Annotated in this window: 19 protein-coding genes; 8 read left to right on the top strand and 11 right to left on the bottom strand. The window is 74.4% G+C overall.

The features are described from left to right. Nucleotides 1-13 precede the first annotated feature (13 nt). A complete protein-coding gene (locus ACFYW3_RS14760; protein ID WP_389386453.1) occupies nucleotides 14-574 on the bottom strand; it encodes an SRPBCC family protein in 561 nt (186 codons plus the stop codon). 194 nt (nucleotides 575-768) lie between these two features. On the opposite strand from ACFYW3_RS14760, the gene ACFYW3_RS14755 reads away from it, so the two are divergent. Next, the gene (locus ACFYW3_RS14755; RefSeq protein WP_351751281.1) at nucleotides 769-3,117 is read left to right on the top strand and encodes a hypothetical protein; all 2,349 of its coding nucleotides are present in this window, start codon (nucleotides 769-771) and stop codon (nucleotides 3,115-3,117) included. 52 nt (nucleotides 3,118-3,169) lie between these two features. Here the strand turns inward: ACFYW3_RS14755 and ACFYW3_RS14750 are convergent, their stop codons facing one another. From ACFYW3_RS14750 to ACFYW3_RS14730, 5 genes are all read right to left on the bottom strand, one after another. Continuing rightward, nucleotides 3,170-5,638 carry a right-handed parallel beta-helix repeat-containing protein gene (locus ACFYW3_RS14750; protein WP_351751282.1) on the bottom strand — a complete coding sequence of 823 codons (2,469 nt, stop codon included), beginning with the start codon at nucleotides 5,636-5,638 and terminating at the stop codon, nucleotides 3,170-3,172. Nucleotides 5,639-5,800: 162 nt separating this feature from the next. Next, nucleotides 5,801-6,412 (bottom strand): hypothetical protein, encoded by a 612-nt coding sequence (locus ACFYW3_RS14745; RefSeq protein WP_351751284.1) that lies wholly within the window; start codon nucleotides 6,410-6,412, stop codon nucleotides 5,801-5,803. A 265-nt stretch (nucleotides 6,413-6,677) separates the two neighbouring features. Further along, nucleotides 6,678-7,505 carry an MOSC domain-containing protein gene (locus ACFYW3_RS14740; RefSeq protein ID WP_389386452.1) on the bottom strand — a complete coding sequence of 276 codons (828 nt, stop codon included), beginning with the start codon at nucleotides 7,503-7,505 and terminating at the stop codon, nucleotides 6,678-6,680. Nucleotides 7,506-7,586: 81 nt separating this feature from the next. After that, nucleotides 7,587-8,093, bottom strand: coding sequence for a DUF6643 family protein (locus tag ACFYW3_RS14735; protein ID WP_389386451.1), 507 nt, complete (start codon nucleotides 8,091-8,093; stop codon nucleotides 7,587-7,589). Nucleotides 8,094-8,339: 246 nt separating this feature from the next. Further along, a complete protein-coding gene (locus ACFYW3_RS14730) occupies nucleotides 8,340-9,512 on the bottom strand; it encodes a glycosyltransferase (RefSeq protein WP_389386450.1) in 1,173 nt (390 codons plus the stop codon). A gap of 221 nt (nucleotides 9,513-9,733) precedes the next feature. Here ACFYW3_RS14730 and ACFYW3_RS14725 point away from each other — a divergent pair, with 221 nt between their 5' ends. Beyond that, nucleotides 9,734-10,528: an aspartate/glutamate racemase family protein gene (locus ACFYW3_RS14725; protein WP_351751289.1), complete on the top strand. Its 795-nt coding sequence runs from the start codon at nucleotides 9,734-9,736 to the stop codon at nucleotides 10,526-10,528. Nucleotides 10,529-10,571: 43 nt separating this feature from the next. Here ACFYW3_RS14725 and ACFYW3_RS14720 read toward each other — a convergent pair whose 3' ends face one another. After that, entirely contained in the window at nucleotides 10,572-11,546 is a 975-nt protein-coding gene (locus tag ACFYW3_RS14720; RefSeq protein ID WP_389386449.1) for an ADP-ribosylglycohydrolase family protein, read from the bottom strand. Between the two features lie 398 nt (nucleotides 11,547-11,944). Here ACFYW3_RS14720 and ACFYW3_RS14715 point away from each other — a divergent pair, with 398 nt between their 5' ends. Genes ACFYW3_RS14715 through ACFYW3_RS14700 form a run of 4 tightly spaced genes read left to right on the top strand, consistent with a single transcriptional unit; the run spans nucleotide 11,945 to nucleotide 15,026 of the window. Then, on the top strand, nucleotides 11,945-12,460 hold the full coding sequence (locus ACFYW3_RS14715) for a hypothetical protein (protein WP_351751293.1): 516 nt from the start codon (nucleotides 11,945-11,947) through the stop codon (nucleotides 12,458-12,460). Between the two features lie 44 nt (nucleotides 12,461-12,504). Further along, entirely contained in the window at nucleotides 12,505-14,163 is a 1,659-nt protein-coding gene (gene lnt / locus ACFYW3_RS14710) for an apolipoprotein N-acyltransferase (protein ID WP_351751295.1), read from the top strand. Between the two features lie 37 nt (nucleotides 14,164-14,200). Further along, entirely contained in the window at nucleotides 14,201-14,725 is a 525-nt protein-coding gene (locus ACFYW3_RS14705) for an NUDIX domain-containing protein (RefSeq protein ID WP_389386448.1), read from the top strand. After that, on the top strand, nucleotides 14,718-15,026 hold the full coding sequence (locus ACFYW3_RS14700) for a hypothetical protein (protein ID WP_351751298.1): 309 nt from the start codon (nucleotides 14,718-14,720) through the stop codon (nucleotides 15,024-15,026). Before ACFYW3_RS14705 ends, ACFYW3_RS14700 begins: the two co-directional genes overlap by 8 nt. 33 nt (nucleotides 15,027-15,059) lie before the next feature. On the opposite strand, the gene ACFYW3_RS14695 is transcribed toward ACFYW3_RS14700, so the two are convergent. Beyond that, entirely contained in the window at nucleotides 15,060-15,836 is a 777-nt protein-coding gene (locus ACFYW3_RS14695) for a trypsin-like serine peptidase (RefSeq protein ID WP_389386447.1), read from the bottom strand. A 311-nt stretch (nucleotides 15,837-16,147) separates the two neighbouring features. Here ACFYW3_RS14695 and ACFYW3_RS14690 point away from each other — a divergent pair, with 311 nt between their 5' ends. Together ACFYW3_RS14690 and ACFYW3_RS14685 are read left to right on the top strand one after the other, a co-directional pair. Next, nucleotides 16,148-16,951 carry an alpha/beta fold hydrolase gene (locus ACFYW3_RS14690; protein ID WP_351751301.1) on the top strand — a complete coding sequence of 268 codons (804 nt, stop codon included), beginning with the start codon at nucleotides 16,148-16,150 and terminating at the stop codon, nucleotides 16,949-16,951. A 224-nt stretch (nucleotides 16,952-17,175) separates the two neighbouring features. Then, nucleotides 17,176-18,465: a bifunctional GNAT family N-acetyltransferase/ATP-binding protein gene (locus ACFYW3_RS14685; protein ID WP_351751303.1), complete on the top strand. Its 1,290-nt coding sequence runs from the start codon at nucleotides 17,176-17,178 to the stop codon at nucleotides 18,463-18,465. 121 nt (nucleotides 18,466-18,586) lie between these two features. Here the strand turns inward: ACFYW3_RS14685 and ACFYW3_RS14680 are convergent, their stop codons facing one another. The 3 genes from ACFYW3_RS14680 to ACFYW3_RS14670 all read right to left on the bottom strand — a co-directional run bounded on the left by ACFYW3_RS14680 (nucleotide 18,587) and on the right by ACFYW3_RS14670 (nucleotide 22,357). Beyond that, nucleotides 18,587-19,345 (bottom strand): hypothetical protein, encoded by a 759-nt coding sequence (locus ACFYW3_RS14680; protein WP_389386446.1) that lies wholly within the window; start codon nucleotides 19,343-19,345, stop codon nucleotides 18,587-18,589. Further along, nucleotides 19,342-20,985, bottom strand: coding sequence for a protein kinase (locus ACFYW3_RS14675; protein WP_389386445.1), 1,644 nt, complete (start codon nucleotides 20,983-20,985; stop codon nucleotides 19,342-19,344). The genes ACFYW3_RS14680 and ACFYW3_RS14675 overlap by 4 nt, the downstream gene beginning before the upstream one ends. Before the next feature lie 118 nt (nucleotides 20,986-21,103). Continuing rightward, nucleotides 21,104-22,357 carry a Tm-1-like ATP-binding domain-containing protein gene (locus ACFYW3_RS14670; protein WP_351751308.1) on the bottom strand — a complete coding sequence of 418 codons (1,254 nt, stop codon included), beginning with the start codon at nucleotides 22,355-22,357 and terminating at the stop codon, nucleotides 21,104-21,106. Nucleotides 22,358-22,393: the final 36 nt, after the last annotated feature.

The following is a 22,393-nucleotide window of genomic DNA, read 5'->3' as shown; positions in this document are numbered from 1 at the left end:
GGGCGTCCCGGCCTCAGCGACCCGCGCCGCTCCTGCCCGTGAGCCGGGCGTCGAGGGTGCGTACCGCCGACCGGAACGCGAGGTCGAGCCCGGGACGGGCGGCCTTCAGGGCCACACGGAACGGGGCCGGCCCGTCCGCCGCGAAGGTCCACCGGATCCGGGTCCCCGAGGACGCCCGCGGGTACTGACCGGCGACGCCGTCCGGCACGTCGGCGACCCGATCGCCGCCGTCGTCGCCGGGTCCCGCGGCCGACAGCAGCCACTCCTCCAACAGGGCTTGCAGGCCCGGCGCGTTGGTCTCGTCCGCCCGGTACGCGTACCGCCGCTCCGGCTCCGCCGCCATGATCGTCTCGCGGAACCGGACCCCGCCCGCCAGCCGGACCTCGCGGCCGGCCCCGCCCTCTGTCGGCCGGGCCAGGGTGACCGCCCGGAACCAGTCGGGCCAGCCGGTCACCTCCTCCGCGAGCGCCCGGTACACGGCCTCGGGCGCCGCCGCCGCACGCGCCGTGAAGACCAGACGGACCGGGGCCACCTCGATGAAGTCCAGCCCCACCGGGCGAAGTCGGCGAGCCATGGCGGTACCTCCTGAGTGCGAAGCCTGAGTACGAAGAGGGAACACGTGTGCGCGCCACCCTAGTGCTGTGGCCGGCGCACCGTCAGAAGTCCCCGGTGGGCGAGGTTTTTCACGCGAACGGAGGCCTGGGCAGCGGGCCCGCCGGGCGGGATCCTGGTCAGGGGCCCGATACCGCCCCGCGAGCGGAGGCCGCCGTGCCGGACCACCCCCCAGTCCCACCCTCCCCGTCCCGACCCCCAGCCGCCCCCTTCCCCCTCGCCCTGGAACTCCTGGTCCACGGCGTCGCCGGCGCGGCCCCCGGCGAACTGCTCGGCGACCCGCGCACCGTCCGCATCACCGGGGACTCCACCGCCGCCGTGTTCCGACGCGCCGAGGACACCGATGCCGAGGCCCACCCCGAGCGGTACGTGGGCCGACCCGTGCCCGAGGCCTACTGCTGGTCGCGACTCACCTCCGGCAACGGCGCCCGCGCCCTGTGGCTCCTGCTCCTGCCGTTCATGGTGGCCAACCTCGCCCACTGGGCCCGGCCGGCCGCACCCGCCACCGGCCGCTCGCCCCGCGCGGTGCGCGCGTACGGACTCCTCGTACGGCTCCTCGCGCTCAGCCTCACCGTGCTGTTGATCGCCGCCGCGTGCGAGGTGGCGCTCGACCTGGTCGCCTGGCAGTGCGCGGGGTCCGGCGGTTGCGCGGACACGCTGCCCTTCCCGCGCGCCGACGGCCCCTGGGGGCAGCCCGGACGCCGCCTCGCGCTCGGCGCGCTGCTCCCGGCCGCACTGACCGGGCTGCTCTGCTACCTCTCCAACCGCACCTGGAGCGCCTACGAGTCCCAGCCGCCCCCTGCCGGCGCCGCCGAGCCCGACAACCCCGAGGACGACACCCCCGCACTCGGCCGGCCCGGATTCTGGTACGGGCGCCGGCTCGTGGCCCGGCTGCGCGCCGCCCACACCGCCGCCGGACTGCTCACCGTCGCGGTGGCCGTCGCGGTACCCGCCGCCGCGTACGACCGCCGCGCCGGGACCCCCGTCCTCGAAGCCACCGGCTGGGTCCTCCAGGCCCTGCTCGCCGGCACGGCCCTCTGCGTCGCCATCGTGGTCTGCCGGCGAGGCCGCACCGAGGCACGCCCCGACCACCGGCTCGACCGGGCCGCCGTGGCCCTGCTGCCGCGCGGCACCCTCGGACTGCTCGGCGCCGTCCTGGTGTACGCGTCCTGGTCCCGACCCGGCTGGACCTCCGCGGGGCGGCTGCCCGGAGACTTCGCGTTCGGGGCGCTGATGCTCGGCCAGGGCTGCTGCGCCCTCGCCCTGGCCGTCGTCGCCCGCCGCCTCCACCGGGCGGCCCCCGACCCCGCGGCCGCCCTGCGGGGCCTCGGCGGTCCGGCCGTGGCGATGCTCGGGTGCGCCCTCGGCGGGGTCATGTCCGGCGGCGTCGCCCAACGCGTCGCCGACTGGCTCGACGGGGGAGACACCCCCGGCATGGCCGGAGCCACCCTGCCCGGGCCGCCCGTACTGCTGTCCTGGCAGGCCGCCGTACTGCCGCCCCTGCTGCTCGTCCTCGCCCTGCTCGCCGCCTGGTTCGCCGTGCGCGGGGCCCTCGTCACGCGCCGGATGGCCGCCACCGTCGCCGCCGAGTACCCCGACGAGCCCGCCGACCCGGCGCGCAGCCGCCGGATCGCCGGGGCCCGGGCGGCCGCCGCCCTCACCGACTCCGCGCCCTGGTTCGTGGCGGCCGTCTCCGGCATAACGCTCCTGCTCGGCGCGGGCGCCCTGGCCGGGGCCTGGATCAGCGAGCAGGTCCCCGGCGAGGCGGCCCGGGGCAGCCATCCCGCGGTGGAAGCCGCCGCCCGCGCCGCCCAGGACACCGGTTCCTGGCTGATCGGTTTCGGCTTCGTCCTGTTCGTCACCTGGGGCCGGCGCGCCTACCGGGACCCGGCGGCCCGCCGCACCATAGGGATCCTGTGGGACGTGGGAACCTTCTGGCCGCGCGCCGCCCACCCGTTCGCGCCGCCCTGCTACGCCGAGCGGGCCGTACCGGACCTGACCTGGCGGATGACCGCCTGGACCGGGCTCACCGGTGGCCGCCTGGTCATCTCGGGTCACTCACAGGGCAGTGTCCTCGCGGCCGCCGCCGTCTGGCAGTTGCCGCCGGACGTCCGAGGCCGGGTCGCGCTGCTGACCTACGGATCCCCGCTGGCCCGGCTCTACGGACGCTGGTTCCCCGCCTACTTCGGCCCCGGACCCCTCACCGCCCTCCACCGGGACCTGGACTGCTGGCGCAACCTGTGGCGGGCCACCGATCCCATCGGCGGCCCGGTCGGGGCCGGCCCCGACAAGGACGTGGACCGGGGCCCGCTCGTCGATCCGCTCGCCTACGGGCGCAGCGAACTCCACCCGCTTCCCGCGCCGATCCTCGGACACTCCGACTACCAGGCCGACCCGGCGTTCACCGCCGAACGGGACAGGCTGCTCGCCCGCCTGGCCGTCCTCACAGGAGTCGACGCGGCCGAAGTCCCGCAGCAGAGACCGGGAAACCGGCTCGACCGGTGAACGGACGCCGCGAACGCACCCGACGCCGCGAACCGGCGACCGTCGACCCGCCTCAGAGCGTCCCGGCCGGCAGCGCCGCCGTCGGCCCCGGCAGCGCCGGAAGGTCCTCCGGGAACAGCAGGGTCAGCTCGTCGGTCCCCGGATCGGCGAGCTGCGCCACCCGCCCGGCGTGCCGCTCGACCATCGCCTCGAAGGTCTGACGCGCGGTACGGCCGTTGCCGAAGGCGGGCCCCTTGGGAAGGTCGGCGAAGTACACCAACAGGGCCTTCGGCGTGCCCTCGCCCAACCGGTACTCGTGCTCCTCCGCCTGCTGTTCCACGATCCGCAGCAGTTCCTCGGGGCCGTAGTCGCCGAAGGTGATGGTGCGGGAGAACCGCGAGGCCACACCCGGATTCACGGTCAGGAACCGGTCCATCTCCGCGGTGTAGCCGGCGACGATCACCACCACCGCGTCACGGTGGTCCTCCATGAGCTTCACCAACGTGTCGATCGCCTCGCGCCCGAAGTCCCGCCCCGAGTCCTCCGGGGCCAGCGCGTACGCCTCGTCGATGAACAGCACCCCGCCGCGCGCCCGGTCGAACGCCTCCTGGGTACGGATCGCCGTCGAACCGATGTGCTCGCCGACCAGGTCCACCCGGGACACCTCGACGAGGTGACCGCGCTCCAACACCCCGAGGGAGGCGAGGATCTCCCCGTAGAGACGGGCCACGGTCGTCTTGCCCGTACCGGGGGAGCCGGTGAAGACCAGGTGGCGGCGTACCGAGGCGGCCTTGAGGCCCGCCTGTTGCCGTCTGCGACCGACCTCGATCATGTCGGTGAGGGCGCGCACCTCGCGCTTGACGCTGTCCAGGCCCACCAGCGCGTCGAGGTGGCCCAACACCTCGCCGGACCCGCGCGCCGGTGTCGCCCGCTCCGCCTCGGGCTCGCCGGACCGGGCGGGCGGCACGTCGGCCGCCCGCGCCGCCGGGCCCTGGTCCGCCGCGAGGGTCCGGATTCCCGCCTGCGCCCCGCCCTGCCCGCCGATCGCGGACGACTGGGCGGTGAGCCGAGGCCCGGACTCGTCACTCGTGCAGTCCTCGGTCACCGGGCCGTCCTCGGCGAACTCGTAGCCGCCGCGCGCGCAGCGCTCGGTGTGGCACTTGGCGAGGGTGGTGCGCGAGCCGTCGATGACATGGAATCCGAAGCCGGAACTGCCGGTCACCCGGCAGGCCGTGAAGGTCCCGCGACCGCCCGCCGACACGTAGAACCCGGCCTCCGCGGGGGAACTGACCGTGCACCGCTCCAACACCGGGTCGGCGCCCTTGGTGACGATCACGCCCGTCTGCACCGAGTCGACGGTGCAGTTGGCGAGGGTGCCGCCGCTGCCGTGGTCGCGGAACCAGGCCCCGGTCGCCGCCTCCCGGATCCGACAGTCGTCCAACTGCGCCGTCGCCCCGTCGCTCACCGACACCGCGGTGTTGCGGACCTGGGAGAGATCGCTGTCGACGACGTCGACACGGGAGCCCCGGTCCAGGACGAACAGCGCGTCCGGCACGTCGTGCACCCGGCAGGAGTCCAGCGAGGCGGTGGCCCCGTCGCTGACCCACACCGCCGGATAGTCGCCGGTGCTGTCGTGGATCTCGCAGGACTCGGCGACCACCCGGGTCCCCGGATCCCACACCGACAGGCCGTTGCGCCCGAAGCGCCGCACGGTGGTGCGACTGAGCGTCAGCACCGAACGGGAGCGCAGATCGACCGCGTTCTCCGGGATGTCGTGGATGTCACAGCCGGCGAGCGTGAGCACCGCGTCGGTGTCGAGGGTGACCCCGTCGGCCGAGGTGCGGTGCACCGAGCAGTCGGTGAGCCGGGCGGTGGCCCGCGCCGCGACCTGTACGCCGGTGCCCTTGATCTCGTACACCTCGCAGCCCAGCGCCTCCAGTCCGGAGCCCTCACCGGTGACGCCGATGCCCGCACCCGTGGCGTGGTGGATGCGGCAGCGTTCCAGGCGCGGCCGGGCGCCACCGCGCACCGACACCCCGGTCTGGCCCGCGGCCACGACCTCGCACTCCTCGAACACCCCGCCGCCGCCGTCGAGCACGGCGATGCCGACCCCGGTGGGGTTCTCCACCGTGCAACGGCGCACCAGCGGCCGGGCCCCGCCGCCGCGCACCTCGATGCCGGCCGCCGAGCGGGTGATGACGCGCAGGTCGGTCAGCTCGGGGGAGCCCTCCTCCACGAGCAGCGCCGGCGCCGCCCGGTCCTGGCCCTCCAGGTGCAGGTCCTGGATCACGGCGGAGGCGCGCACGGTCAGTGCCACGCCGTCGAGCGGGGCGATCCGTACCGAACCCACCCCGCCCTCCAGGCCGCGCAGCGTCACGGCGTGTTCCAGGACCAGGTTCTCGCGGTAGGTGCCGGGGCCGATGGAGAGGACGTCCCCGTCGCCCGCGACGGCGAGCGCGGCGCTCAGTGTCGGATACTCACCGGAGCGGCGGCGCCACCGCGAAGCCCCGCCGTGTGTCACCTGGACCGTGCCCTGAGCCATGGTGCTGTCGTGCCCCCACCCTCGTATTCGCGGTATTCGCGCTGCCGAAGCGACTGACGTCGGCGACTGACGTCACCGAGGCAACTCGAAGAGATCGAAGTGCCTGGAGCGGCTGAACCACCCGGACCACCGTAGCGCGCGCGGGGCCGATGAGTTGCCAGGTCAGCTGCCCGCACCCGCCCGGCCCCAGTCCGGGCCGGCCGCCGCCCACGCACGGTCCAGACACGAGTACCGCCGATGCATGAGCCTGCGTACGACCAGACGCCGGACCGTCTCCACCAGCGCGGCCAGGCCCAGAGCGGCTGCCAGACCGGCCATCGTGGCGTGGAAGGACGCCGCCGACGGGTCGAGCGGGCGGCCCACCAGCCGCCCCCCGGAGTCGGTCCACATCCGGAACCTGTCGCCGGGACGCGGTGGTTCCTCGGCGGCCGGCACCGTCCCCTGCCGGCTGGTGCCGTCGGGCGCGATCCACGAGGCCACGACCTGGGTCCGCGCCGGGGGCTGCCGGTCGGCCGTCGGATCGTTGTCCGCGCCGGCGGGCGGGTCCGGAGCCGTGCGGAGCACCACCGCCGGCACCAGTCGCCGCTCGTGCCGCTGTTCGCTCGCGGCCCGCTGAAGGGTGCCGTCCACCCGGAGTCCGGTGACCCAGCCGACGGCCGGAGCCACCACCAGGACGCAGACCACGGCGGCGAACGCCACCCACGCCTCGAAGAGATCGGTCGGTCGGCGCAGCGGATTGCGCCGCCAACGCCACACACCCATTGCTGTCCGCACGGTCCGGCACCCCCTTGCCTCCGTCTGTCTGCGCGTCCGAGCCTCCCGCATGCCCGGTGTACGCGCATTCCGGGACGCGCGGACGCGTGGCCACCCGATCCGGTGCACGTCCCCCGTACGCCGGCCGTTTCGGTGTCACCCGTCCCGAGTCATTCAACGGCCCCGCCGTGCCGGTTGGTTCCGGGGGGCGGGTCGAGCCCCTCGAAGGTGTTGCTCCGACGGCACCGTCCGGACGATCACCCCGGCCCGGTCGCGGTCGGCGTGCTCACTCCAGGACGCGGACCTCGTCGCCCACGCGCACCGTGCCCAGTGTCACCGGTGCCACCTGCCGCCCGAAAGCGAGGGACTTCCCGATCCGCCGGTGGCGAGCCAGGGTCTTGAGGGGCTCCTTGCCCCGCGTCGCCGTCCGCTGGTCGGTGGTGGTGACGACGCACCGCCCGCACTCCCGCACCCCCCGGAACACGGCGGTGTCGCCCACCGCGATCCGTCGCCAGCCGTCCTCGGCCCAGGCCCCGGAACCCGCCACCACCAGGCTCGGCCGGAACCGGTTCATCGGCAGCGGCCCCTCCTCGGGATGGTCCCCGCGGGCGATCAGCTCGTTCAGGGCCTCCAGAGAGGCCAAGGTGGTGATCAGCAGCGGATAGGCGTCGGCCAGGCTCACGGTCTCGCCGGGCAGCGCGTAGTCCGGGTCCACCGGGCGCCGGACGGCCGGATCGTCGAGGTGCACCAGCCGGACGGGCATCCCGAGGAAGGCGCTGAGCCAGTCGCCGGCCGCGCCCTCGGCGACCACCGTCTCGACCTTCTTGCCGAACAGCACCACCGGCTCCAACGGCCCCGGTTCCGGCACCTCCACCGTCAGGTCGGCCATCCCGGGCGCCGACAGCACGATCCGGCCGGCCGCGAGCGGACGCGAGGAGGCCAAGGCCAGCCGGGGCTGCTGTCGTTGGGTGACGACCGAACCCTCGACGTCGACCACGGCCCAGCGGCGGTCACCGGACAGACCCCAGGGCTCCACGGCCACCTCGTCGGGAGCGATCCCCGCCACCGATTTGACGGGATGGACGTGGAGCGAATGGACATACAGGGTCGGCATGAGGGCATTTTACCGGCCGCCCTCACGCGTCCCCAGGTCAGCGCCGTGCGGCGCCGACCCCCCGACCTCCGGGAGGACCGGTCAGTAGCCGCGCCCCTGGTACTGGCGGCCGTACGGGTCGTCGTACGAGGTGGCCTGCACGGGTGCCTGCATCGGCCTGGGCGCCGCCGGGCGCATGGCCTCGTACCCGGTGCCCGTGGCGACCGGACGGGGCTGCTGCGGCTGCTGCTGCGCGTACACCGGACGCGAGGCGACGGGCTGCTGCTGCGGGATGTACGGCGCGGGCGCCTGCTGCAACGGCACGGGCATCTGCTGCGGTGCGGACTGCTGCTGGTACGGGTACCCGTACGCCGGAGCCTGCTGCTGCTGCTGCGGTGCGGGCGGCAGGGCGGGCAGGGCGGACGGGAGGGCCGGCAGGTACCCACCGCTCGAATAACCGGCACCCGGAGAGTCGTACTGGGCCGGGACACGGATCGGCGCGATCTGCGGGGTGCCGCGTTCGGCGACGAGGGAGTCGTAGATGGGGGTGTCCGGGAAGGAGGGCGCGGAGTAGTAACCGCCGCCATAAGTGGAGCGGGGGGAGGTCATGGGACCTAAGTTAAGCCCACGACTTCACCGGGTCCATAGCGAGGTGTGACCAACACCGCCCTGACCTGCATATTCGCAGGTCAGAGCCACAGGCTTCACTTCACGTCCACGTGCACGATTCGCCACTTCCGCCCCAACTTGCTGCTACTCGTACCGACCGGTTGTGCGTTGCACCCATGTGGTGCTGACATTCCGTCACAACGCGATGACCTCGGATGACACGCTTTCAGGTGGGGCCCGGTCGGTTCAGGCGTCGGTGGGACGGGCGTACGTGCGGCCCTTCCAGGCGGCCCCGCGGCCCCGGTGGTGCAGGACGGCCGAGTCCACGGTCATCAGGAGGTAGAGCAGCGCCGTGAAGGGGAGCAGCGGGGCCAGGGCGGCCGACTGGCGGTAGTAGCGCAGCATCGGCAGGTAGGTGCCCGCCATCAGCAGCCAGGCGAGACCGCCCGCCCACGCCAGGGCGGGGTGCGCGGCGGCCAGTCCCACGACGAGGGCGAGGGGCGGGACGAGGTAGACCACCGTCAGACCGGCCACCGCGCCGGCCAGCAGCAGCGGCTGGTGGCGCAGTTGGGTGTACGCGCTGCGCGAGACCATCCGCCACAGATCGCCCAGCGCGGGGTACGGGCGCACGCTGTCCACCCGCTCCGCCAGCCCCAACCAGATCCTGCCGCCGCAGCGGCGGACGGCGCGGGCGAGCGACACGTCGTCGATGACGGCCTGCCGGATGGAGTCGGGGACGCCGGCGCGGACGGCGGTCGCGGTACGGAGCAACACGCACCCGCCGGCGGCGGCGGTGGTCCGGCCGCCCGGGCGATTGACCCGGCGGAACGGGTAGAGCTGCGCGAAGAAGTAGACGAAGGCGGGGACGACGAGGCGTTCCCACGGGCTCGTCACCCGCAACCGGGCCATCTGCGAGACCAGGTCGAGGTCCGCGGAGGTCGCGGCGGCGACGAGCTCGCGGAGGCTGTCGGGCTCGTGGGCGATGTCGGCGTCGGTGAGCAGGAGGTAGTCCGGCTCCATGGTGCGGGCCGTGCGGGCCCGCCCGATGCCGTGGCGCAGGGCCCACAGCTTGCCGGTCCACCCGGGTTCCGGTTCGCCGGGGGAGAGGATCGTGAGGGGGAGCCCCGGCTGCTCTCCCGCCAGGCGTCGGGCGAGCTCGGCGGTGCCGTCGGTGCTGCCGTCGTCGACCAGGAAGATCTCGGCGGTGCCGGGATAGTCCTGGGCGATCAGGGAGGGGAGGCTGCGGGGGAGCACCCGCGCCTCGTCCCGGGCCGGCACGACGATCGCGACCGACGGCCAGTGCGCGGGGTCGGTGCGCCGGGGGAGCCGCACGTCGGTGCGCCAGAACATGCCCTGGGCGAGGGTGAGCCAGAGCCAGGCGGCGAGGGAGACGTACGCGGCGGTCAGGAGGAGGCCCATGGCCGCAGTGTGCCGAAACCCGCGGTGCGTGTCGCGCACTTCGGGGCGTGGCGCCCGGCGGACGCGGGCCCGCGATCGCGCCGGCCTCGCCGGACGGAGTGCGGCGGGCGGTGCGGCGGCAGGTGTGGGCCGTGCCGGGGGTGGGCCTCGCGGCGGGTCCGGGCCGGGCGTCGTGGGGCGTGGAGGTCGGGTTCGAGGGGGTCGTCGATTAAGGTGACCAGGTGAAGATCGCGCTCATGGACTCGGGAATCGGCCTCCTCGCGGCGGCCGCCGCGATGCGCCGGCTGCGGCCGGACGCCGATCTGGTGCTGTCCTCCGACCCCGACGGGATGCCGTGGGGTCCGCGCACCCCCGCCGACCTCACCGGGCGGGCCCTGGACGTGGCCCGGGCCGCCGCCGCGCTGCGGCCGGACGCGCTGATCGTGGCCTGCAACACCGCGTCCGTGCACAGCCTGCCCGCCCTGCGGGCCGAGCTGGAGCCCGGGATCCCGGTCATCGGCACGGTCCCCGCGATCAAGCCGGCGGCCTCCGCCGGCGGTCGCGTGGCCATCTGGGCCACCCCCGCCACCACGGGCAGCCCCTACCAGCGCGACCTGATCCGTGCTTTCGCCGCCGGTGTCCCGGTCACCGAGGTGCCCTGCCCCGGGCTGGCCGACGCCGTGCAGTACGCCGACGAGGAAGCCGTCGCGCGCACCGTCGCCGCGGCCGCCGCGCTGACCCCGCCCGACGTCACGGACGTGGTCCTCGGCTGTACGCACTACGAGTTGGTGGAGGAGCCCATCCGGGCCGCCCTGATCGAGCGCACCGGCGGCAACGGGTTCGTGTTCCACGGGTCCGCCGAGGCCGTCGCCGGTCAGGCGCTGCGCCGCATCGGCGCCCGCCCCGAGCCGGGTCTGCCCCGCACGGGCGGTCTGACCGTGCTGCTCAGCGGACGCCCTTCGGAGCTGCCCGCCGAGGTGCTCGGCTACGCCGAGGGTCGGCTCTTCGCCGGGTCGGGCGCGACCGTCGGTCAGTGACCGCGCGGGCCGCCCGGGCGGGCGGCCCCGAAGGCCCGGACGATCAGTGAGGCCGGCCCGCGATCGTCGGCGGGACGACGGAGGGGCTCTCGGCGCCCGGGCCGGCGTCCGCCAGTCGCCGGGCCAGGTCCCGGAGCCCGGCCGCGTCGAGGGTGCGGTCCCCGTAGCCGGGCATCGGCACGTGCAGGGGCGCGGTCCACGCGTCCGGGATCGCCTCCTGGCCGTAGCGGGCGCCGGCCAGCGCTCCGGTGACCGCGGCGACCGTGTCGGTGTCCCCGCCCAGGTTCACCGCGGCGCGCACGGCCTCGGGGAACCCCGAGGTGGTCCGCAGCGCCCACACCGCCGAGCCGAGGCAGGGCCACACGGCCCCGTTGAACTCGGTGGCCAGGTCAGGGTGCCAGTCGGGGGCGAGCACGCGCCCGTAGCGTTCACGGTGGTCCGGGTGCACCGCGTCGAGGGTCGCCGGCAGCGCGGCCAGCGGATCGGCCCCGTCCAGGGCCACCCGTACCAGTTCGTGCAGGACGGCGGTGCCCTCCCAGGCGGCGCGGTCGCCGTGCGTGAGGGCCGAGATCCGCCGGGCCGCGTCCATGGTGGCCTCCCGCCCGGCGGCCGCGAAGTACACCGCCGAGGTGGCCGCGCGCATCAGCGAACCGTTGCCCGCCGCCCGCGAGTTGACCTGGAAGTGCAGCGCGGCGGCCAGGTCCCACGACTCGCCGTTCGTCAGCACGTCCTCCGTCTGGAGCCCGATGTCCTTGGGACGCCCGGCCGCCCAGCGCCGGAACCTCGCGAAGACGTCGGGGAGTTCGAGTCCGCCGTGGTCCAGCAGGGACTCGCCGACCAGCACCGCCATCTGCGTGTCGTCGGTCGCCTCACCCGGGTCCCAGCCACCGCCCCCGGCCATCTCCCTCCCGCGAGCCGCCAGTTCACCGGCGGGGCCGAACTCGAAGGGCGCGCCGAGCGCGTCCCCCGCGGCCGAGCCCAGCACCGCTCCCACCACACGATCGAGCCGACCGGTCACGAGGCCTCCTGTTCGTCGGGGCAGATCTGTCCAGCGGTCCGCGGGCGAAACCCTCCAGGTCGTCGAGCCCGGCCGCGGCCAGGGATCCACGCGAGCCCTTGGTTCACCCGGTCGGCCGCACCACGAACGTGGGTACGATACGACAGGTGGATCACCACGGCCGTGGTGATCGTGGGGCCGGGCGACGCCACAACACCCGGCGGGCGCCTCGCGGACCCCGCACCGCTTCACGACCGTCAGGCGTTCGGCCCCGCGGAACGTCCTCGTGGGGCTCCTCCCCGGCTGGGGCGGTCACCGAGGCGAGAGCCCGCTCGACCGGCCCGCCCGGCGGCGGCGACGCCGAACCGGGCGGCGGAGAGACGGTGGCGCGCGTGCGGAACGTGAGTACGCTGCTACACATGACGGGTCACCCCCCGGGTCCGCTCTGGACGGGCCGCGCCTCCAACCGCGCACAGTGGCTGCTCGCCGGCACCGGTGTGGCGTGCCTCGCCCTGGGCATCGAACTCGCCGTCGACTACGCGTGGACGGCGGGCATCATCCCCCTGCTCATGGCCGTGATCGGCTGTCTCGCGGTGGGTCTGCTCGTCCTCTTCGGCACCCTCGCCTTCGTCCACGTGGCCGTCACCGTCGACTCCCGCGCCATGGAAGTGCGCTGCGGCCACATCGGGCTGCCCCGCCGCACCATCCCGCTGGCCGAGGTGATCTCCGCCGAGTTCGTGCCGCGGATCACCCCGCAGCAGTGGGGCGGCTGGGGCTACCGCTGGCGCCCCGACAAGGGCACCGCCGTCGTCGTCCGCCGCGGCGAGGGCGTGGAGCTGCGCCTGGGCGACGGGAAACTGTTCACCGTCACCGTCGACGACGCCGAGAACGCCGTCCGGGTCATCCGCACCCACCTGCGGGCCCTGGCCCACTGAGCCGGTCACCCGCTTCGCGCGCGGAGGGACGTACACTCCGCCAGATGAGCAGCAGTGTCACCCGCGCGGCCGGGAACGATCCCTCCCCCTCCACCGCGGCAGCCGCGGCCGACGCGAACCCCGGTGGTCCCGACGACGGGAAGTGGACGGCCGCCCGCCTGTCGCGGACCGTGCTCGCCGGTGCCCGCAAGGCCCCGTGGCAGACGCGCTCCCTGATCGCCGTCCTCGCCGGACTGCTGCTCTACGCGAGCTTCCCGCCCCGCCCCCTGTGGTGGCTGGCGCCGTTCGCCCTCGCCCTGCTGGCCGGCTGCCTGCACGGCCGCCGCGCCCGAGCCGGCTTCGGCCTCGGCTTCCTCTTCGGCCTCGGCTACCTCGTCCCGCTGCTGTCCTGGACCGGCGAGGAGGTCGGCCCCGTCCCGTGGCTGGCCCTCGCCACCCTCGAAGCCCTGCTGCTCGGTCTCGCCGGGCTCGGCATCGCCCTCGTCGGCAAGCTCCCCGGCCGGGCGCTGTGGGCCGCCGCCATCTGGGTGGCCGCCGAGGCGCTGCGCTCCCGAGTCCCCTTCGGCGGCTTCTCCTGGGGCAAGCTCGCCTTCGGTCAGGCCGACGGCTTCCTCCTCCCGCTCGCCGCGCTCGGTGGCACCCCGCTGCTGTCCTTCGCGGTCGCCCTGTGCGGATTCGGCCTGTACGAGGTCGCGCGCGTCGCCCGCCGCGACCCCCGCCGCACCACGGTGGCCCTCGCCCTGCTCGCCGTCGTCGCGCCGATCGGCGCGGCCCTCGCGGCCCGCCCTCTCGTGTCGGACGCGGCCGAGGACGGCACCTCGGTGGCCGCCGTCATCCAGGGCAACGTCCCCCGGGCCGGCTTCGACTTCAACTCGCAGCGCCGCGCCGTCCTGGACAACCACGCCAACCGCACACTCAAGCTCGCCGACGACGTCAAGGCGGGCCGCGCCGAGCAGCCCGACTTCGTGGTCTGGCCGGAGAACTCCTCCGACATCGACCCCTACGCCGAGCGCGACGCCCACGACGTCATCGACAACGCCGTCAAGCGCATCGGCGTCCCCGTCGCCATCGGCTCCGTCATCGCGCCGCCGACCGGCCCCCTGCGCAACACGATGATCCTCTGGGACCCGGCCAAGGGGCCCACCCAGACCTACGACAAGCGCAAGATCCAACCCTTCGGCGAGCGCATGCCCATGCGCTCCGTCATCCGGATCTTCAGCAAGGACGTGGACCGGGTCCGCCGCGACTTCGGACCCGGCAAGGACCCCGGCGTCTTCGACATGGCGGGCAGCCGGGTCGGCATGGTCACCTGCTACGAGGCCGCCTTCGACGACGCCGTCCGCTCCACCGTCCGCGCCGGCGCGCAGGTCATCGCCGTACCGAGCAACAACGCCACCTTCGGCCGCTCCCAGATGACCTACCAGCAGCTCGCCATGGACCGCGTCCGCGCCGTCGAGCACAGCCGCACCGTGCTCGTCCCCGTCACCAGCGGCGTCAGCGCCGTCATCCGGCCCGACGGGACGGTCGTCCGCCAGACGAAGATGTTCACCGCCGACGCGCTGGTGGAGAAGGTCCCGCTGCGCTCCACGCAGACCCCGGCCACCCGCTTCGGGCCGCTGACCGAGTACGCGCTGATCCTGCTCGCCGCGGGCGGCCTCGGGTGGGTCCTCGTACGCCGCGTCCGGGACCGCCGGGCGGTGTGACGGGCGGTGGCCGCGCCCGGCCTCGTAGGGTCGGGTCATGACCACACCTGATTTCATCCGCGCGATCCGGGCCACCGCCGGGCACCAACTGCTCCTGCTGCCCGGGGTCACCGCGATCGTCTTCGACGACCGGGGCCGGGTGCTGCTGGGCCGCCGGGTCGACACCGGCCAGTGGGCCGTCATCGGAGGCATCGCCGAGCCCGGGGAGCAGCCGGCGGAGACGGCCGTGCGGGAGGTCTTCGAGGAGACGGCCGTTCACTGCGTTCCCGAACGCGTCGTCCTGGTCCAGATGCTCCAGCCGATCGTGTACCCCAACGGGGACGTCTGCCAGTTCCAGGACATCACCTTCCGCTGCCGGGCCACCGGCGGCGAGGCCCGCGCCAACGACAACGAGTCGCTGGAAGTGGCCTGGTTCGCGCTGGACGCCCTGCCCCCGCTGGACGACTTCGGCCTGGACCGCATCCACCGCGCCCTGACCGACGAGCCGACCTGGTTCGAGGCCCCGTCCGAGGCGCCGGCGGCCGCGTTGAGCGGGCCCGCGCACGAGGTGGGCGATGTGTGACGAGGCCGGGGGACTGCGCGCCGCACTGGAACGCACCCGTGCCGAGCGCGACGCCGCACTGCGCGAGGTGGCGCTGCTGAGGGCCGAGGTGGACTCACTGAAACGGCCGGCGTACGACCCGGAGTCCCGTTGGTCCCGGATCGACCACCTCGTCCGCGAGGGGCGTCGCATCCAGGCCCTGCGCCGGATCGGGGAGGAGTTCGACTGCGGGGACCGGCAGGCGGCGCACCTGCTGGACAATCGGGTCCGGCGGCTGCGCGAGACGGACCCCGAGGACTTCGCGGAGGGACCCGACGCTTAGGTCGCGGGAGTCCCCGGACGGGTCGAGGAGCGGTCAGCCCGCCGGGACCGCGGCCTCCCGGTACAGCTCCAGCGCCTGGTCACCCACCACCGCGCTGTACGACACGTCCGGCACCGTGCCACCGCCCTCGTGGCCGCCGAGCACCCCGGTCAGCGCACCGTTCGCCAGCCACGGGCTGCCGCTGGTGCCGCCGCTGAGGTCCGGGCACTCGATGCGGCGCTGCGTGTCGGAGAACATCGAGGTGCCGTTCGCGCAGCGCAGCGGCGCGTCCTCGGTGCTCGGATAGCCGACGACGGTCACCGACACGCCGTCCGGCTGGTCGGGCGCCACCGGGAACCCGCCCACCACGTCCTCGACCGCCGCCGTCCCGCCGTCCGCCGGTGCGACCGAGGCGAAGGCTATGTCCTCGTCCGGGTCCTCGTCGCTCGTCCAGCCCGGGGCCACGTGCACATCGGTCAGCTTCCATACGCCGAACGGGGCACGCCCGTCGCGGTAGCCCGGCGCGAACACGGTGGACTCCGGGTGGTCCAGGCAGTGCGCGGCGGTGGCGATCACGTCGCGGCCCGCGCTGCGCACAACGGACGCTGTGCAGAAGTGGCCGCCCTCCAGCCCGCCCGTGAACAGCGCGCCCACCCGGTCCGCCGTCCGGTCGGGGGCGGCCTGCGCCGTGACGCCCGCGGGCGTCACGACCGTCGCGTCGGGCAGGTCGATGCCCAGCAGCGCGCCCATGGCGGCCAGCGCGAGCGCGATCCGGGAGGCCCGCAGGGCGCGGGCGCGGCCGGTCTGTCGGGGGAGCACGCGATGGATCATGTATCGAGCCTGCCCTTCGAGACTGTGTCCGGAGCCCGATATTCCATATGAATCCGCTGTGAATGCCGGACCCGGACGAACCACCTCGCGAAGCCCGGTCGCTCGGCGATCCGGGTCCGTCCAGGATCCGGGCTCCTCGGCGATCCCGCTCGCAGAAACCCGCGCCGCGGCGCGGGTCCATCGGCGTCGGCGGGCGGCTCCATCGGCGTCGAGGGGAGGCTCCACCGGTCCCGGCGAGGGCTCCGCAGGCGTCCCCTCCCGGCCGGGGCGAGACTGGCAGAGGCGCCGGGGGTCCCAGGAGGTGTCCCGCCATGACCACACCGCACCGCACGCCCGTGGTGTTCATCCACGGGCTCTGGTTGCACTCCACGAGCTGGCAGGGCTGGGCCGAAGCCTTCCTCGACGCGGGATTCGAGCCGATCCTCCCCGAGTGGCCCGGGGTCCCCGACACCGTCACCGAGGCCCGCCGGCGCCCCGACGACCAGGCCGGCGTCGGGCTGGCCGAGATCTCCGAGGCGCACGCCCGGGTCATCCGCGCGCTTTCCGTCCCGCCGGTGCTCGTCGGGCACTCGGTGGGCGGGTTCATCGCCCAGCACCTGCTCGGCCAAGGCCTGGGCAAGGCGGCCGTGGCCGTCTGCCCCGGCCAGATCAAAGGAGTGAGGGCCATCGCCCCGGCGCAGGCGAAGTCCACCTTCGCCTTCCTGCGCGACCCCGTGAACATCAAGCACGCGGTGTCGCTGAACACCGAACAGTTCCGCTACGGCTTCGCCAACGCGGTCTCCGAGCGGGAGTCGGCCGAACTGTACGACGAGTGGACGATCCCGAGCCCGGCCCGCCCCCTGTTCCAGTTGGCGCTCGGCAATTTCGTCCCGCACTCCGCCGCCCGGGTGAACACCGACAACGAGACCCGGGGCCCGCTGCTCCTGCTGTCCGGCCGCCTCGACCACACCGTCCCGGACGTGCTGACCCGCTCCACCTACAAGCAGTACCGGGACTCCCGCGCCACCACCGAGTACCAGTGCTTCGAGGACCGGGGCCACTCCCTGACCGTCGACCACGGCTGGCCGGACCTGGCCCGTACCTCGCTCGGCTGGCTGGACTCCCACGCGCACTGACCTCCCGACCCGCCGCGCGGCGCCGTTCCATCGGATGCCATGAAGAGAACGCGGGACCCCGGTGGGATCCGACGGCACGCGTGTCCGCTCCGACGGCGCACGTGCCCGGTCTATGGACGACACGGAGGGTTTCCCGTACGCCTGTTGTGCACGACGGAGCGTGATCGTCGGGCCCGGCCGCCCCTAGCCTCGCCGCAGGAGCACGAAACGAGGGGCGGTACCCGGTGAACTGGCTCATCCACGACTACCGCGAGAACGATCTCGCAGCGGTGGTGCATCTGATCGACACCACGGCCGAACTCGGCCAGGAGTCCGTCTTCTCGCTCGCCGAGTGCATCAGCGCCCTCACCGATCGGCAGCCCTGCGTGGTCGCCGTCCACCAGGGCGTCCCCATCGGCGCGGCCCTGGCCTGCGTCACCGGCGAGCGGGCCTGGGTGATGCGGATCGCCATCGCCGCCGGCTGGCGCGGCCGGGGCCTGGCCAGCGCCCTCCTCGTCGAACTGGAGCGCCGCCTCATCGCCGCCCGCGTCGGGCGGATCGCCTACGTCCTGCCCGAGGAGGACCTGCTCGGCGAAGGCCTGCTCAACGCCGGCTACACCCGCCAGCCCGCCGTCGCCTACTTCGAGAAGACCGAGCCGCTGCACGGACCGGCCGCCGGACTCCTCGACGACCTCGGTGGTCGGTTCCTGCCGAACGACCTGTGGACCAAGGTCGCCGGCATGGAGAAGGAGAAGGACCTCATCGAGCGCCGCGTGGTGCTGCCGCTCGCCGAACCCGAACGGGCCGCCGCGCACGGGGTACGGCCGCCGCGCGCCATCGCCCTCTTCGGACCCCCCGGCACCGGCAAGACCACCTTCGCCCGCGCCATCGCCTCCCGACTCGGCTGGCCCTTCGTGGAACTGTTGCCCTCCCGGCTCGCGGACGAGGGGAACCTCGCCGCCGCGCTGCGCGACGCCTTCGCCCGCATCGGCGAACTCGAACGCGTCCTCGTCTTCATCGACGAGGTCGAGGAGATCGCGCCCGTACGCACCGAGCCCGTGCGGCCCGGCGGCATCCACGGGGTGACCAACGAACTGCTCAAGCTGATACCGGGCTTCCGGGAGGGCGACGAACGGCTGCTGGTCTGCGCGACCAACTCCGTCCGCTCCCTCGACCCCGCCTTCCTGCGTCCCGGACGCTTCGACTACCTGATCCCCATCGGCACCCCCGACGCCGGGGCCCGCGCCGCGATGTGGTCGCGGCACACGGCCGGTCGGGTGGACGTCGACGTGGCGGCCCTGGTGGAGGCGAGCGAACTGTTCACCCCGGCGGACATCGAGCACGCGGCCCGGGCGGCCGCGCAGGCGTCCTTCGAACGGGACCTGGAAGCCGTGGGCACCCGCGGCGCGTCGGCGGCGCAGCTCGGCGCGAGCACCGAGGACTACCTCACGGCGGTCGCCCAGTGCCGGCCCTCGGTGACCCCGGCGATGACGGGGGAGTTCGCGGCGGACATCACCGCCCACGCGCGGTTCTAGGCCGGCCGGACACGTGGCCCGGGGACCGGCGCCGGCGCAGGCACCGGCACCGGCGCTCCGGCCGGACGGCCACGGCGGCCCCGGCCGCGGGAACCGGTCGGTACCGCCCCGGGCGCGCGCCTCAGGAGCGGCAGCGGTACGTGAACTCCACCGAGGCCGTGTGCCGCGAGGGCGACACCAGCTCGATCTCGGCCCGCGCCGGGTAGGTCCCCGCGCCGTGGAACGTCCACAGCAGATGCAGCGCGACCTCCCGCCGCCCGCTCGGCACCCGCTCGGTGAGCTGCTCCGATCGGGTGCCGTCACTGCGGAGCCAGCGGTACGCGAGGGTGCCCGGGCGCCCGTTGGTCCGTACGAGCGCCACCACGTCGGCGGCGGAATCGCAGCTCGGCCCCTTCGGATCGGTGCTGACCGCCACGTCCCGGACCTCGACGGCCGGACCGAAGCGCTGCCAGCCCAGGTACGCGAGCACCGCGGCCAACACCACGGCGGCCAGGGTGTACCGACGCCACTGCCCCCCGCGGCGGCGCGGGTTGCCCACAGCGGTCCCGACGACCACGGGGAACGGCGCGGGCACGGCCGCCGTCACCCCGGGCCCGAACCGCAGGACCGAGCCCTCGATCCGGTCGGGCACCGCTCCGGGAGTGGTCTGCGGGGTGTCGAACCGTTTCGTGTCCGGTTCGTCGAGCCGCCGTGTGTCGGGGTCGGGGTCGGGGGCGGGGTCGGAGCCGGGGGCGGGGTCGAGCCGCCGCGTCGCCCCCGGTTCGGCCGCCCGCCGCGTCGCCGGTTCGTCGGCCTCGCCTCCGGGCGGGCCGCTGAACCAGTGACTGCCGAGGACGGTGGCGCTGTAGTCGTCTCCCTCGGGAGCGCGGGCATCGCTCATCGCGGCACCTCCTGACACCTGGGGATGAGGATCGAGTCGACGGCCGTCTTCTTGTCGAACGCCGGTTTGGTGGTGACCCGAGCGCTCAAGTAGCAGCCGCCGACCCGCGCGAGGGCGTGGGACCGCGTCACCGGACCCGTCCCGGCCTCCACGGCGACGGAGTCCGCGCCGTCCGCCGAGCGCAGGTCGCCCGGACTGTCTCCGCGGAACCACTCGATGGTGACCGTCGCCGGTCCGCCCCGTACGTCCAGGGACACGGTCGCCCGACCGGCGCTCGGGGCGGCGGACAGGCTGACGGACACCCCCGAGACGACCACCGGAGTCGGCGTCGGCGTCGGAGTCGGCGTGGGAGTGAGGGTGGGCGTCGGGGTGGGAGTGGGCGTCGGGGTCGGCTCGGTGACGGTCGAGGTGGGCGTCGGCGTCGGGGTGCCGCTCGGGCCGGAGCTCGTGGACGCCGAGGTCGAGACGGACGGGGACACGGAGGTCGAGGGACTCGCGGACGCAGACACGGACGCCGAAGGGGAACCCGACGGGCTCGGACCGGGAGCCGGCGAAGCCACCGGCGCACCCGGGCCGGTCGTCGCGAAGGCGCTCAGCGCCGCCGCGCCGTCCGGCTCGCCGCCGACAGCGTCGTACGTGAACATCAGCAGCGCCCCCACGACCAGCACCGCACCCGCCGCGAGCGCTCCCCGCCGGCCCGGCAGCAGGCTCCTCGCGGGCGGCTTCAGGGCGGTCGTCGCCAGCGCGGTGGTACCGGCGGCCGGCGCCCCCGCCGAGGGGAACAGCAAGGGCAGCAGCGCCGCCAGCGCCGCCAGCTTGCGCTGCCCGCGCTCCTCCCAGTCGGGTCCGTACGCGGCCAGCGCCACGCCCTCCAACTCCGCGACGAACGCCTCGGCGTTCTCCGGCCGCCGCTCGGGCTCCTTGGCCAGACCGCGCCGAATCAGCGGACGCACCGGCTCCGGTGCCTCCGTCTCCGGCACGGGCGCCTCGATGTGTTGGACCGCCAACTCCGCGAAGTTGGTCCCGTCGAAGGGCTTGCGCCCCGTGAGGCACTCGAAGAACGTCGCCGTCGCCGCGTACACGTCGGCCGCGGGGGAGGCCGGCCGTCCCTGCCACTGCTCGGGGGCCATGTACGCGGGCGTGCCCGCCACGCCGGGTGTGGTGCCGCGCCCCGCCGCGATCCCGAAGTCCACCAGCTTCGACGAACCGTCCGGCGAGACCAGCACGTTCTCCGGCTTGTAGTCCCGGTGGACCACCCCCGCCCGGTGCGCCGCGGCCAGGCCCAGCAGGGACCCCTTCAGCACCACCAGCGCGGCCTCGGCGTCCGCCCGGCCCGACTGCTTCAGCAGGGCGCGCAGGGAGATCCCGTCGACCAGTTCCATGACGATCGCGGCGCCGCCGGGCGCCTCCACGTACTCGTACAGGCCGACCACGTACGGCGAGCGCAGCCCGCCCAGCAACCGGGCCTCCGCGCGGAACTCACGGACGAAGGCGGGATCCTCGCGCAGCCGGTCGGCGAGGTACTTCACCGCGACCGCCGTCCCCGTCGCCCCGTGCACGGCGAGAACCACGCGGCCGCTGCCGCCCGCACCGAGCTCCCGGACCTGGGCGTACCCCGGTACGGTCCACACGTCGTTCATCGTTGCCCCCCGCCCATGGCGTCGCGCCCGGTTCCGGTCGTCCCCCGACCGGCCACCACCTGGGACACGGTTTCCGCCACGGCTGGTTCCCAACCTCGCGGGGTGTCTCGTACGGGTGTCAGGCCGCCGCCCGCTCCGCGCCGATCATGGCGTGCAGTCGGTCGGCCGCGTCCCTGCCGAAGGCCGGGTCGTTGATGTGGGTGTCGTAGTCGTACAGCCGGGCGGCACTGCCCCGCAATCCCTCGCGCAGAGCCGAGAACAGCGCCCCGTCCGCACGGGGGTCATGGTAGGGGCCACCCGGCGCGCCGAGCGTGGACAGTCCGCGCAAGGGGACGCAGACGGCCGTCGGCCCGGTGGCCGACCGCAACTTGACCGCGACCCGCCGGCCCAGTTCGGCGCACTCGGACGCGGTCGTACGGATCACCGTGATCGAGGGGTTGTGCAGGCGCACCCGCCGGTAGCGGGCCCGTTCGGGCAGGCTCTCCAAGGGGCCGAACTTCACCATGTCCAGCGCGCCCAGGCTCACCACCTGCGGAATCCCGGCACGACCGGCCGCGCTGAGCCGGTCGGGGCCCGCCGTGAGGATGCCCCCGCACAGGTCGTCGGCCAGCTCGCTCAGCGTGAGGTCCAGTACCCCCGCGAAGATTCCCTGGCCCGCCAGCTTCTCCAGGGTCCGGCCGCCCGTGCCGCTGACGTGGAAGACGAGCACCTCGTAACCCAGCCCGGTCAGTCGTTCCCGGGCGGCGTCCACGCCGATCGCGGTCACGCCGGCCGTGCTCGCCGCGATGAGCGGCCGCCCACCGGCGCCGAGCCGGGTCGGGCCGCGCTCCCGGGAGGCGCGGGCGAAGCCCCCGGCCATCGCGGCGACCGCCTCCACCGCGTTGGCGAGCACGGGAGCGGAGACGCTGTTGATCCCCGCTATGTCCACGACGCTGTACATCATGGTGATGTCCGAGGATCCGACGTACGGGGCGACGTCCCCGGACGCCATCGAGGAGACCATCACCTTCGGCACGCCCAGGGGGAGCGCCCGCATGGCCCGGGTCGCGATGGACGTGCCGCCGCTGCCGCCGATCGCGAGCACCCCCTGCAGCCGGCCCTCGGCGTGCAGGCGCAGGAGGGTCGCTTCCGCCCCGGCGGCCATCGCGGTGACGGCCGACCCCCGGTCGGCGGCGGCGCGCAGGTCCGCGAGTTCCCTTCCCGCTGCCCGCGCGACCGCCTCGCGCGGCACGTCCGCCGGCAGCCGGGGCTCGTCCATGATGCCCGTGTCGACCAGTACCACCTCGACGCCGGCGCGCAGCAGTCTCTCGCGCAACCAGCCGTACTCCACACCCTTGGTGTCCAGGGTCCCCACCAGCACGACGCTCGTCATATGTGCAATGTCCACGCAGGTGGGGTTTGTTGGCAA

The sequence above is a fragment of the Streptomyces sp. NPDC002602 genome, from assembly GCF_042889445.1.
Taxonomy (GTDB): Bacteria; Actinomycetota; Actinomycetes; order Streptomycetales; family Streptomycetaceae; genus Streptomyces.
This window is presented reverse-complemented; position numbering and strand designations above follow the sequence as displayed.

Bases quoted from the DNA above. Each gene is read 5' to 3' on its own strand.
- ACFYW3_RS14670 (WP_351751308.1), bottom strand. From the start codon at position 22,357: ATGACGAGCGTCGTGCTGGTGGGGACCCTGGACACCAAGGGTGTGGAG.
- ACFYW3_RS14675 (WP_389386445.1), bottom strand. From the start codon at position 20,985: ATGAACGACGTGTGGACCGTACCGGGGTACGCCCAGGTCCGGGAGCTC.
- ACFYW3_RS14735 (WP_389386451.1), bottom strand. From the start codon at position 8,093: ATGACCTCCCCCCGCTCCACTTATGGCGGCGGTTACTACTCCGCGCCC.
- ACFYW3_RS14695 (WP_389386447.1), bottom strand. From the start codon at position 15,836: ATGATCCATCGCGTGCTCCCCCGACAGACCGGCCGCGCCCGCGCCCTG.
- ACFYW3_RS14740 (WP_389386452.1), bottom strand. From the start codon at position 7,505: ATGCCGACCCTGTATGTCCATTCGCTCCACGTCCATCCCGTCAAATCG.
- lnt (WP_351751295.1), top strand. From the start codon at position 12,505: ATGAGCAGCAGTGTCACCCGCGCGGCCGGGAACGATCCCTCCCCCTCC.
- ACFYW3_RS14680 (WP_389386446.1), bottom strand. From the start codon at position 19,345: ATGAGCGATGCCCGCGCTCCCGAGGGAGACGACTACAGCGCCACCGTC.
- ACFYW3_RS14690 (WP_351751301.1), top strand. From the start codon at position 16,148: ATGACCACACCGCACCGCACGCCCGTGGTGTTCATCCACGGGCTCTGG.
- ACFYW3_RS14700 (WP_351751298.1), top strand. From the start codon at position 14,718: ATGTGTGACGAGGCCGGGGGACTGCGCGCCGCACTGGAACGCACCCGT.
- ACFYW3_RS14705 (WP_389386448.1), top strand. From the start codon at position 14,201: ATGACCACACCTGATTTCATCCGCGCGATCCGGGCCACCGCCGGGCAC.
- ACFYW3_RS14760 (WP_389386453.1), bottom strand. From the start codon at position 574: ATGGCTCGCCGACTTCGCCCGGTGGGGCTGGACTTCATCGAGGTGGCC.
- ACFYW3_RS14730 (WP_389386450.1), bottom strand. From the start codon at position 9,512: ATGGGCCTCCTCCTGACCGCCGCGTACGTCTCCCTCGCCGCCTGGCTC.
- ACFYW3_RS14750 (WP_351751282.1), bottom strand. From the start codon at position 5,638: ATGGCTCAGGGCACGGTCCAGGTGACACACGGCGGGGCTTCGCGGTGG.
- ACFYW3_RS14715 (WP_351751293.1), top strand. From the start codon at position 11,945: ATGACGGGTCACCCCCCGGGTCCGCTCTGGACGGGCCGCGCCTCCAAC.